Origin of the sequence: Balneola sp., from assembly GCA_003712055.1 — a bacterium.
Taxonomy (GTDB): Bacteria; Bacteroidota; Rhodothermia; order Balneolales; family Balneolaceae; genus RHLJ01.
Window position 1 is genome coordinate 55,742 of record RHLJ01000006.1, and the last position, 11,216, is coordinate 66,957.

11 protein-coding genes are annotated in these 11,216 nt (G+C 39.9%); 5 read left to right on the forward strand and 6 right to left on the reverse strand.

Annotated features, from left to right (window positions below):
* Positions 1 to 27 precede the first annotated feature (27 nt).
* The gene (locus ED557_13700) at positions 28 to 1,119 is read left to right on the forward strand and encodes a carboxypeptidase-like regulatory domain-containing protein (GenBank protein RNC79575.1); all 1,092 of its coding nucleotides are present in this window, start codon (positions 28 to 30) and stop codon (positions 1,117 to 1,119) included.
* Here ED557_13700 and ED557_13705 read toward each other — a convergent pair.
* The 5 genes from ED557_13705 to pgsA are packed head-to-tail and all read right to left on the reverse strand — an operon-like array spanning position 1,111 to position 5,697.
* A complete protein-coding gene (locus ED557_13705) occupies positions 1,111 to 2,568 on the reverse strand; it encodes a hypothetical protein (GenBank protein RNC79576.1) in 1,458 nt (485 codons plus the stop codon). The genes ED557_13700 and ED557_13705 overlap by 9 nt on opposite strands.
* Positions 2,569 to 3,885 (reverse strand): tRNA (N6-isopentenyl adenosine(37)-C2)-methylthiotransferase MiaB, encoded by a 1,317-nt coding sequence (gene miaB / locus ED557_13710; GenBank protein ID RNC79577.1) that lies wholly within the window; start codon positions 3,883 to 3,885, stop codon positions 2,569 to 2,571. It abuts the gene before it with no gap.
* A gap of 51 nt (positions 3,886 to 3,936) precedes the next feature.
* Positions 3,937 to 4,581 carry an orotate phosphoribosyltransferase gene (locus tag ED557_13715; protein RNC79578.1) on the reverse strand — a complete coding sequence of 215 codons (645 nt, stop codon included), beginning with the start codon at positions 4,579 to 4,581 and terminating at the stop codon, positions 3,937 to 3,939.
* Between the two features lie 52 nt (positions 4,582 to 4,633).
* Positions 4,634 to 5,110 carry a phosphatidylglycerophosphatase A gene (locus ED557_13720; protein ID RNC79579.1) on the reverse strand — a complete coding sequence of 159 codons (477 nt, stop codon included), beginning with the start codon at positions 5,108 to 5,110 and terminating at the stop codon, positions 4,634 to 4,636.
* 2 nt (positions 5,111 to 5,112) lie between these two features.
* Complete coding sequence (gene pgsA, locus ED557_13725) at positions 5,113 to 5,697, reverse strand: CDP-diacylglycerol--glycerol-3-phosphate 3-phosphatidyltransferase (protein ID RNC79580.1); 585 nt, start codon at positions 5,695 to 5,697, stop codon at positions 5,113 to 5,115.
* Between the two features lie 116 nt (positions 5,698 to 5,813).
* Between pgsA and ED557_13730 the strand changes: the two genes are divergently transcribed.
* From ED557_13730 to ED557_13745, 4 genes are all read left to right on the forward strand, one after another.
* Entirely contained in the window at positions 5,814 to 7,118 is a 1,305-nt protein-coding gene (locus tag ED557_13730; protein RNC79747.1) for a competence/damage-inducible protein A, read from the forward strand.
* Positions 7,115 to 9,088, forward strand: a complete 1,974-nt coding sequence (locus tag ED557_13735; GenBank protein RNC79581.1) for a hypothetical protein — start codon at positions 7,115 to 7,117, stop codon at positions 9,086 to 9,088. The genes ED557_13730 and ED557_13735 overlap by 4 nt, the downstream gene beginning before the upstream one ends.
* Before the next feature lies 1 nt (position 9,089).
* Positions 9,090 to 9,974 carry an ABC transporter permease gene (locus tag ED557_13740; protein ID RNC79582.1) on the forward strand — a complete coding sequence of 295 codons (885 nt, stop codon included), beginning with the start codon at positions 9,090 to 9,092 and terminating at the stop codon, positions 9,972 to 9,974.
* Positions 9,975 to 10,384: 410 nt separating this feature from the next.
* Positions 10,385 to 10,573 carry a hypothetical protein gene (locus tag ED557_13745; protein ID RNC79583.1) on the forward strand — a complete coding sequence of 63 codons (189 nt, stop codon included), beginning with the start codon at positions 10,385 to 10,387 and terminating at the stop codon, positions 10,571 to 10,573.
* A gap of 142 nt (positions 10,574 to 10,715) precedes the next feature.
* On the opposite strand, the gene ED557_13750 is transcribed toward ED557_13745, so the two are convergent.
* A complete protein-coding gene (locus ED557_13750; protein ID RNC79584.1) occupies positions 10,716 to 11,216 on the reverse strand; it encodes a transcriptional repressor in 501 nt (166 codons plus the stop codon).

The following is an 11,216-nucleotide window of genomic DNA, read 5'->3' on the forward strand; positions in this document are numbered from 1 at the left end:
AATAGAAATTAGATTTAAGAGAAAAGTATGTTTGTTCGTCTGGTAGTTAGAATGGTCATTTTTGTTTGTATCCTATTTAGTACAAATCTTACAATAGCTCAAAGTATCTCAATAAGCGGAAGTGTACTTGAACGAGAAACGGAGGAGCCTCTAATAGGGGTGAATGTATATCTTGCAGGTACTAGCATTGGAGCCTCAACGAATGCAAATGGAGAGTTCGAATTTGAAACAAATTTAAAAGGTCGTTTTGACCTTGTTGTAAGTTTCCTGGGTTTTGAAACTGAAATGAGGGAAATTATATTGGATGGAAAAGAAGATTTTTCATTTAGATTTGAGTTGGTTGAAAACTCATTACAGATGGATGAGCTTAAGGTTTCTGCTGAACGGGACAAAGAATGGCAAGAACAGTTCAAAAATTTCCGGAGATTTTTTTTGGGATGGGATTCCTACTCAGACCAGACGATAATTGTTAACCCCGAATACATTGATTTTGAAGAGTACGGCAGGAGCGAGCTCATGGTCTTTTTTAAGCAGCCAATTGTATTAAATAATAATGAGCTGGGTTATAAAATTGTTATCGAAAACCAACGGATAATATTCAATCCATACGATCATACTGGGTTTTGGAGTGTGAAACCTCGTTTCGAGGAGATGGAGCCAAGAAACTATAGGGAAAAAAGAAAATGGGATCAGAATAGAGAACGCGCATTTGAAGGATCTTCAAAACATTTTCTGAAAAGTGTGATCGAGGATGAGGTGAAACGGGAAAATTTCGCGGTAATGCCTAAGTCTGACATACTGGAAAAGGTGGATAATGAGGAGCTAATTAAACGAGTATTCCCAAGAAAATGGAAAGTGATAGTAGATAACTATCATGTTTTTCGATTAGTTAGGTATGAGTTTGGTGTACTCCACAAACCAGTTTATACCAGAGGAGATCGTTTATCTCCGGATCAGGTATTCACCAATTTTCAAATCAATAACCAGGCAAGCCTTATTGTAGTGGATGATTATGGAAATATTTTTAATCCGGAAGATGTAATTTTTTATGGGCCATGGTCTAACGATCGATTTGCAAAAACCCTCCCAATAGATTATATCACTGAATCGCTACAATAATGTAATCAGTTGTAGTACATCCATTGTCCAAGCATTCGCAAAAACAAACACCAGAATGCCAATGTTTACGAGAGTGTGTAAGCCAAAGGTGTAAAAGATATATTTGATTCTTCCTCTTTGTAAGTACTTCGAACTATCAAGAGATGTGAGTAAAAACCCTGTTAGCCAAACCAAGAGGTAAAGGATAGAGAGAATAATGATTAACGTAGAGCTACCCCCGGCCAGGTAAACAACCAGCATAATGCTTACAATCAGAAAATCGAGATGGAAAATCCAGGTGTATAAATTCATGACCTGGCTCAAGTGTGTCATTGCCTTATTAGGTAGGTATAACCAAATGACTCCTATTACCTGAACTAACGATGAGAGCAAAACTCCAATTATGAAAACGGAGAAATAGTTTTTCCCGACAATAGCTAGTAAAGGCATGAAATGATAAAATGCTTCCAACCCTTTTTCCGAAACGAGGGTAGAGAACACGAGATAAAGAGTTATTCCTGATAAGAAAGCATGTTGGAGAAACAGGAAGATACCACTTGTCATTGACCGCTCCCTATATCTCATAATATCATCTACAAAAAAGCGATGACCTGTGAAGAAACGGAATAATAGAGTGCGGTAATTTTGAGAGACTTTTAGATGAAGTCCTACACTTAGCCAAACCAGCATAAAAACAATTACCGGCCAGTTTAATGGATCAGAAGAGGCTTCCGTTTTTTGTTCTGGTAATATGAATGGGCTTCCGTTTTTTACTTCTCCAAGTGACAGAAGTAGCCTTGGGTGAATATGGATAGCATTAAAAAACCAGGTAGAATTGATAAATAGAAGTTCCGTTCGTGAATTAAATAAATCATTTAAAAGTTTGGCATCATTAATCGAGTTCTCTTTCGAAAGAAGCAGGGCGGTATTTTCTACAATAATCGAATCAGCGGTTATTTCTGTAATAGAGAAATCCAGTGCCGTGGTGTTTCCTGAAGTAACTTCATAGAAGCTTCTATTTGTATTCTTTTTAAGCTCAGTAGTAATTGATTCAAACTCTCTGGTAAAATTTTCATCAAAAGACTGGCTATAACTGTATAAACCAAATGCCGCAATCTGAGTATGTTCGGAATAACCATTTATAAGTGTGTTATACTCTTGAACAAGATTTTCCCGAGTCTCAGTTATTTTAGTAGCAGTAAGAAAGTTATGGTTAAAACGGATATATACTTCAAAGGGGTAATTTGAAATGGAATCGAGCAATGTAGTGCTCACCGGATGTGTCAATTCCAATACCTCTATACCTATATTCTCGAAAGTGTTTAATTGAGCAGATATTTGGTTAGGTGTATTTGGAAGGAAAGACCAGCTTATACCAAGTCTGGGGTTTTGTGCAGAAACAGAATTAATAGAAGTGGCAACAAGCCAGCAAAAAAGAGAAAGAAAAAAATATGTGGATTTAATTCTCACTTAGGCTTCTACAGCAGCTCCATAAAATTCTACAATCGAAGACTTACGAATCGGGTTGCCCAGGAGGGTTGCCGAGGTAGAATCGGTAATTTCTACTTCAACGTAATCACCTTTTTCATAATCATTTCGATCGAAAACAACCATTTTGTTTGTATCGGTACGTCCACTTACCTGCTCTTCTGATCGTTTACTGGTTCCTTCTACTAAAACAAGGTGTCTTCTTCCTATCTCCAACAGGTTTCTTTCTTTCTGTATCTCCATCTGTTGATTAATGATCTCAGTCAATCGGCGCTTTTTGATTTCTTCAGGGACGTCATCCTCAAACTTTCGATAAGCAAGTGTTCGTTCTCGTTCTGAGTATGCGAACATATAAGCTAGATCGTACCCAACTTCCTTCATTAGAGTCATTGTTCCTTCATGTTCTTCTTCGGTCTCACCGCAGAAACCTGCAATGATATCAGTTGAAAGAGCAAGACCAGGAATAATTTCGTGCATTTTTTGGATGAGCTCCAAATACTGTTGGCGAGTATAAGGTCTCCTCATACGCTCCAACATAGTGTCGCTTCCTGCCTGAGCAGGGATGTGAATGTAATTACACAGATTCGGGCGTTCCGCAATCAAATGCAGAAGGTCATCCGGAAAATCTTTTGGATGAGGGGAAGAGAATCTGAACCGTATTTCTGGATCAATTAAGCTGGCAGCATCCATTAATGTGGTAAATGTGTTTTCTCCGTCCCGATAGGAATTCACATTTTGCCCGAGGAAGGTTACTTCTTTGTAGCCTTCGTTGCTAAGCTGACGAACTTCCTGCAAGATGCTTTCCATTGGTCTGCTTCTTTCTCTACCACGAGTAAAGGGTACCACACAGAATGAACACATGTTGTCACATCCGCGCATGATAGAAACGAAAGAAGAAACTCCATTCCCGGTAGTTCGAACCGGGGCTATATCTGCATAAGTTTCTTCCAACGATAGAAGAACATTTACTGCTTTTCTTCCGTCATCAACTTCGGCCAATAACCTTGGGATATCACGATATGCATCAGGTCCAACAACAATATCAACCAGGTGTTCTTTTTCTATGATTCGGTCTTTGATGCGTTCGGCCATACATCCTAACACACCAACCGTAAGTTCAGAATTTGTTTTTTTAAGCGTTCTTAATTCCTTGAGGCGATTCCAAACTTTAGTTTCTGCATTTTCTCTGATGGAACAGGTATTTACCAAAATTACATCGGCTTTCTCAGGGGTATCTGCTACAGTCATACCATCTTCAAGCAGAATTGAGTTGACGATCTCAGAATCTGCGAAGTTCATCTGGCATCCGTAAGTCTCTATGAAGAATTTCTTGTTACTCACAATCGGAAATTAATTATTAGGCCAGGTATCAGGGTTATTTCTCCAGTTTGACAATTGATCCAGGTCATCGCTGGTAACGAAACCCTTTTCAACAGCTACATCAACCAACGTACTGTAATCAGTTAGGTTGAATACGGGAACATTAACCGATTCAAAATTCTCGGAGGATTTATCAAATCCATAATTAAAAATCGAAATAATAGCCTGTACATCGGCACCAACGAATTGAAGGGCATTAATTACAGAAAGTGCAGAACCACCTGTTGAAATTAAATCCTCTATTACTACAGTAGGCTGTCCTTTAGCTACACCACCTTCAATCTGATTACCCATCCCATAGTTTTTTGGTTTTGCTCTCACATAAGCCATGGGCTTATTAAGTAAGTCAGCTACCCAGGCAGCATGAGGAATACCCGCTGTAGCTGTTCCCGTAATCACTTCTGTATTTGGAAACTCCTGGGTTATAATTTCACTGAATTTAGTCGCGATTTTCTTCCTAATCTCAGGGTGTCTAAGTGTTAATCGGTTATCGCAATAAATAGGAGAATGCCATCCTGATGCCCAGGTAAATGGATCATTTGGGCGTAGAATCACTGCATTAATTTCCAATAAGTCGGAGGCTAATTCTCTTGCAAATGTGGTGTCAATAATCATTCGTTCTGTAAATCTTTTAACTGCTTTTTATCAAAATCCGCTTTTATTGCGGCTATACTATTTTCGAAGCAAAGAAAATAAGAGTTTTTAAGCAGATTAACGCATATAAACCCGCAATTAAATCATCAAGTAGGATTCCCAAACCTCCACCCGTTTTTTGAACCTTCCGAATGCCCAGAGGTTTCCAGATGTCAAAAATTCGAAAAAGCAGAAATCCAACCCCCATAAGTAAGGCATCAAGGGTAGGCTCATTGAATAATGGTATGGAAATAAATACAACTGCCTGCCCCGAAAATTCGTCGATTACTACTTTACCAGGATCTTTTCCCCATTCTTCCTCGCAGGTTTTTCCAACCCAAAGGGTAAGTAATCCTGCAGCTATCATAAAAATGACAGGTCCTAAATAGGGGTCAACCATTAACACAAAATACAATGCAATGGTAGCTACCAAGCTACCAATAGTACCAGGAGCCACTGGTGCCATACCAGAACCAAAGCCTGTTCCAATAAATAGTTTGAGGGATTTCATGCTCAGGTAGTTTTTTTGAATACGCCTCTATTGATGTAGATGTACTCAAATCCTGAATAGAGCGTCACAAAAGTCACAAAGATCATTAAGATCAAAAGAATATTTGTGGTCAGTAAAAGTTCAATCCAATCACCCACAAAAAAGTCTACTCCCTGGAACAATCCTACCACAAGGCCTATGTAAAGAAATATCATTTGAATAGTGGTCTTGGCTTTGGCAGTAAAGCGAGTCTGCATGGGTTGTTTCTTTTTATTCATATATACCCTTAGTACAGTAATGAATACATCTCTGAAGATAATGAGTCCAATGGCCCACCACGGGAACTGAGAAGGGTCGATAAATGGTAGTACAACAAATCCACTAAATGTGAGGAACTTATCAGCAAGTGGATCTAAAAAGATTCCCAGGTTGGTCTCTACCTGGTATTTGCGTGCGTAGTATCCATCAAAATAATCGGTTACAGCAGCGACGATATAGATAGCTAAAGCAACTGCTTTTAGCCAGAATTCACCCTGGAACCATAGAACTAAAAAAACGGGTGACAGAATTATTCTTGTACCACTTAGAATATTCGGAATGCGATGCATGTGCGAAGATAGGAATTATTTGGTTTATGGTTAATGGTTATTGGAAGGGCGACTCACCAATAACCATTAACCATAAACGATTACTTTATTGTTACGGCTGGCATTTTGCTGTTGGAATGGTGAATTTTGAGCCCATGCAAGCACAGTTGATATCCATTGGTAATGAGCTTTTAATTGGTGACACAATAAACACGAATGCTTCCTGGATGGGGCAATTCCTTAATGATTTGGGTATTGAAGTTACCAGGGTACATACTATCTCGGATGATTCTGACTTAATAAAAAAAACGGTTAAGTCCTGTATGGAAGCTTCCGATTTAGTTATCACGACCGGAGGACTTGGGCCTACCCATGATGACATTACCAAAACAAGTATTGCGGAGCTTTTTAACGTTGGCTTATACAAGAACGAAGAGGTAGATCAATACGTGAGGGAATTATTCAAAAGCAGGAATATTCCCTTTTCTGAATCAAATGCCTGGCAAGCGATGGTACCTGAGAATTGTGAAGTACTTTTTAATAAGGCTGGAACAGCTCCGGGGATGTGGTTTCACGAAATGGATTGTTATCTAGCTGTACTTCCAGGAGTGCCTTATGAAATGAAATATTTGATGAAGCGGAGAGTAGCTTCAAAATTGAGAAATGTTTCTGAGAACATAGGATACATTCACACAGAATACCTTAAGGTTGCGGGAATTGGAGAAAGTACTCTTAGCGATACAATTCTAGGGGATTTATCAAGCTTTTTAACTAATGGTGTATCACTCGCTTTTTTGCCTTCCTTTGGTCAGGTAACACTTCGCATAACTGGTAAAGGTGAAACCAAAGAAGCAGCCACAGAACATGCTCAAAAACTGATTGATTTCATACGCGAGAAAACAGATCCTTTTATTTATGGAGAAACCAAAGAGGCTTCAATAAGTGAATCTCTTGGTACGATACTCAAAGAAAAAGAATTTACTGTTGCCACTGCTGAAAGCTGTACAGGAGGACTCCTGGCCAGTAAAATCACAGATATTTCAGGAAGTAGTGCCTACATGTTAGGAGGGATTGTTTCCTACGCAAATGAAGTTAAAATCAAGCAGCTTGGAGTTCTTCAGCAAGACTTGGATACCGTTGGCGCAGTGAGCAAACAAGTGGCATTACAGATGGCAAAAGGAGTAGCCGAAAATCTGGGCGCGGATATAGGAATTTCAACCACTGGTATAGCCGGCCCCGGAGGGGGAAGCCCTGAAAAGCCAGTAGGTACGGTATGGATTGGATTTTACAGCTCAGAACAACATTTTGCGGTAAAGGCGTTGTTTACCAAAGATCGACTTGTTAATAAAGAGCGTACGGTAGTCACGGCGCTTGAAATTATACGTCGAGTTTTAATTGGGATAGAGGAACTCCCATATTCATTAAAAAAAGAAACTTCTTGATCAGCAGATGTACATTATTGGTCTTGGTGGTTGTTTGTTTAGCCACTGCTGAAATTTCAGCTCAAGTGCTGCCAGACTCGGTGTCTACAGATTCTTTAGCAATTGATACTCCTACTCCCGATTCATTGTTGAATGCTGAAACGCTTCGCGATGTTAGTTTGCCCGAGGAAAAACTCCCTGAAAATATAATACCCTGGAAGCAATTCACTCCGGCCAGTTTTAGCCAGGTTTCTAATGATAGTCTTCTCCGCTGGCAGGTTTGGCCCAATTGGGGAGATTATTATGCTTATCGGCATGATGTGCTTTCATTTAGACAGGGAACCATTGGAAGGGTAGATGCTTTCCAAATCTCCGGGTACAATCCCTATGAGCAAAGCCTGACTCTTGACGGAATTGATCTTTCGAATCCAATAACAGGACTAATCAATTACAATTACGTTCCACATAGTAAAATTGGAGAAGTAATTGAGCAGAAAATGATTCGCTATCAATCTGAAGTGAGGCTTAAGAGGTATTATCTGGTTGAGCCACTGAGCTATATGAATTACGATGAAGCCAAGTTTAATTACAGAAATCTCGAATTTTCGGTAGCTCAAAATTTTACCGAGAGAACAAACCTTGAATTATCTTTTTGGGATCGAAGAGATGGAGATAGCTATCCGAGAAATGATGTGCTTGGCAACCAAATTGTCGCTCGAGGTTATCACTACCTTAAGCCAAATCTCCAGTTGAGAAGTTTATTTCTCCGCAATCAGTTTGAATTACAGGAGCCTTTCGGGTATGTAGTAAGCGACCCATTGGCCTTTTCCTTTGATCGATTCGCTTCCTCGGCCAATGTTAGCAACGCAGAGTCAAAAACAACTCGAAGAGATTGGTTAATTGGGCTATACCAAAGGCAGGATACGAACTCGGTAGAGACAAGGGGAATTGAATTCGTTGCTTCAAAGGACGACTTTAGCCTTCCTGCTTCATCAAGGGATACACTTAGTTGGGATATAAGAAATTATACCTTGAGTGCATTTAATATCAACAAGGTTGGAAATCTGGAGATTAAGCTTAAAGCAAGCGGAAGTTATTTTCGAAGGGCTTCGGGTACTACTATTTCCAGAGATGATTGGTGGATTGGAAATGTATCTCCTCAGTTAACCTACTATCTATCACCAAAATTTTCAGTTAGTACTCAAGGGAAAGCTACTTTTCGTTCGGATTCTTTTTCAGGAGTAGAATTAGGAGGGGAGCTTCAGTTTTTACCAACAAGTCGCTCTTCTTTAAGCATGGGTGCGGGTACATATTCAAGGATGCCAACCATTCAACATTTATACTGGAATGGAAAAAACTATTCAGGAACATCCTCTCTTGAAAACGAAACCGGGATATCCATGTTTGGAGATCTGGAAGTCAAATTTTCAGATAGAATATCAGTGGGTATTTCAGGGAGGCTTAATCAATCCCAGAACAGAACCATCTTAAATACAGACAGTACTTTTATTAATGATGGAAATGTGACGGGTATTTCAGGAACAATATTTGGAAAATTTTCAAACTACAGATACGAATTTGAAAGTTCGGTTACTTTTGATGCTTTAGGAGCAACAGATACCCTTGCTTCCAATGATTATAACGAGCAAAAGATCTGGTTTAGAAACAGTGCATTTATTAAAGGATATATGTTTGATCGGGCAACTTATGTGAAACTTGGAGTGCGTACAATCTTATCTCCGCTCACTTATGGAAGTAAATATTTTAATACAGAATTACAGTACTGGCAGGCTAATAGTAGTGAAAGTGATATTGCAGCTTTTTTCCGGCTAGATGCAGAACTTTCGGCAAGAATACGAGCTATGATGGTAGTAATAAGATGGGAAAATGCACTTGATGGAGTGGGCCAGTTAGGCTACTTTGAATCGGCTACGTACCCTATGCCTGCCCGGCGCTTATTATTTGGAATTAGGGCACAATTCAGAAATTGATATGAATATAAAATACATCATTAAAGAAGGTTTCGCGGGCTTCCGAAGAGCGAAGTTAGCAGCCACCACTTCGATTTTCTCGTTATTTGTAGCCATTTTATTACTGGGGATCTTATCCAGGGTAGCTTATAACATCTATGTTCAGGCGATGTCTGTAAAGGATCTTATAGAGGTGGAGGTTTTTCTTTTTGATATCGATGAAAGCACAACTGCACAGATTCAACAGTCTCTCGAAAACAGGGAGGTAGTACTCTCGGTCTCCTATATTTCAAAAGACAGTGCCTCAACAATTATGAAGCAAGAATTCGGACCCGGAGCTGAAGAGTTAGTTGAACTTAATTTCCTTCCTGCTTCATTTCGGATTAAGGTAGATACTGAAGCTGGTACAGCCCAGATTGAGTCTCTGGTATCAAGTATTCAAAACCTCAGAGGAGTTGATGAGGTTAAATATAACGCAAGTTTATTGCGCATTATGGAGTCAAACCTGAATACCTTTACTCTAGTGGGAGGAGGAATCGGATTTCTAATTCTTTTGGCTTCAGTAATTTTAGTTTACAATACCATAAGGCTTACTATTTATGCGAAAAGAGAACTCATAAGGGCAATGAAATTGGTAGGAGCAACTAACGGATTCATCCGAAGCCCGTTTATTATTGAGGGAGTTTTACAAGGGGTATTATCCGGTTTAATGGCTGTGTTATGTGTTTTTCTAGTTTTTGAATTTGTTATTCCAATATACCTGCCCGAAATGGGGTTACTTTCCTGGCCGTTTGGTAGCTGGCATTTTTTAACTGCGGCAATGTTTGGGCTCTCAGTACTAATGGGGTGGTGGGGAAGCCGATTGGCAGCTCATAAGTTTATCGAAGAGACATATATATCAAGGTAGTTCTTAGCTATTCCGTATCTCAATTTTTGTCATCCCGTGCTGCGACACGGGATCTGTAGAGGAAGAGATTGATTTAGCGATGACTATATCAACGAATCATGCTTTACAGATCCTCAAACAAGCCTACCTATCGGCACACAGGCTTCCCCTCTTGGGAGGGGATTGAGGGGTGGGTTCGCTATTCCACCTGCAAGCCTATGCTTCGGATTAGCCACAAACACACAAAACCACTAATTTTTGTGTATCAGAGTAAGCTTAGTTGCGAAGGTCTCTTTCGCAACGCCTTCTAGGAAGCTCTGCTTCCAGCAGCTGTTTTTCAGGAGAGTAGGCTAGGGCAATAGTAGGAGCGGAGCTCCAGTCTGGGTATTGTAGCAGAGCTCCAGAACCAGATTAGGGGTAAAACCATATTCATGTGTACTAGTGTTGTAACGCTAATTAAATACACGGTGAAAACCATGAATGAACAGTTGTTAAACGCAGAGCCATTGATAAGCTACCCGGAACTGGCCCTTTTTATTTTATGCGTATTCGGAGTACTGGTGTATGGTGCAGCGCTAAGACAGGAAAAGAAATCTAGTCAGTGGATGGACGATAAGTAGTTACTTTCTATACAAAGAAAGTCATTCTGGACTTGATCCGGAGCCTGTGAATATTGTGCCTCTAATCCAAATAGAGTTAGGTCAAAGTTCTAACTACTACAGGACCCTGAAACGAGTATAAGTGACCTAAAAAAGGAATAGTCTAACTTACGAGACTACCCTTTTTAGAAGCAGACTTTCGATGCTCACAAGCATTGAGATCACTACATGTACCATAAAAGTGGAGCGAATGGGAGCTGATATTCATTCCATGAATCTTTCCAAGCATATCCTGGATTTCACCAATTCTTGGATCACAAAATTCCAGCACATGTCCACATTCGTTACAAATAATATGATCATGCTGTTGGTAAGCATAAGCGCGCTCATAATAATATTGGCTGCGACCGAATTGCTGTTTTTGTACTAAACCACATTCTACAAGTAGATCTAGTGTATTATACACCGTTGCACGGCTCACACGGGTTCCGCCTTCTTGCATTCGAAAGAATATATCGTCTGCATCAAAGTGACCATCCGCTCGATAGATTTCTTCCAGTACCATGAAACGTTCAGGGGTCTGACGTTGGTTGCCTTCTTTTAGGTATGAGCGGAAAATTTCCTTAACAAGCTGAATCGTGTCTTCGTGTGCGGGATGTGCCAT

What these genes read in the sequence shown, in the direction of transcription:
- ED557_13720 (RNC79579.1), bottom strand. Translation starts at nt 5,110, where the DNA reads ATGAAATCCCTCAAACTATTTATTGGAACAGGCTTTGGTTCTGGTATG.
- ED557_13715 (RNC79578.1), bottom strand. Translation starts at nt 4,581, where the DNA reads ATGATTATTGACACCACATTTGCAAGAGAATTAGCCTCCGACTTATTG.
- ED557_13740 (RNC79582.1), top strand. Translation starts at nt 9,090, where the DNA reads ATGAATATAAAATACATCATTAAAGAAGGTTTCGCGGGCTTCCGAAGA.
- ED557_13700 (RNC79575.1), top strand. Translation starts at nt 28, where the DNA reads ATGTTTGTTCGTCTGGTAGTTAGAATGGTCATTTTTGTTTGTATCCTA.
- ED557_13750 (RNC79584.1), bottom strand. Translation starts at nt 11,216, where the DNA reads ATGGCACATCCCGCACACGAAGACACGATTCAGCTTGTTAAGGAAATT.
- ED557_13730 (RNC79747.1), top strand. Translation starts at nt 5,814, where the DNA reads ATGGTGAATTTTGAGCCCATGCAAGCACAGTTGATATCCATTGGTAAT.
- ED557_13745 (RNC79583.1), top strand. Translation starts at nt 10,385, where the DNA reads ATGTGTACTAGTGTTGTAACGCTAATTAAATACACGGTGAAAACCATG.
- miaB (RNC79577.1), bottom strand. Translation starts at nt 3,885, where the DNA reads ATGAACTTCGCAGATTCTGAGATCGTCAACTCAATTCTGCTTGAAGAT.
- pgsA (RNC79580.1), bottom strand. Translation starts at nt 5,697, where the DNA reads ATGCATCGCATTCCGAATATTCTAAGTGGTACAAGAATAATTCTGTCA.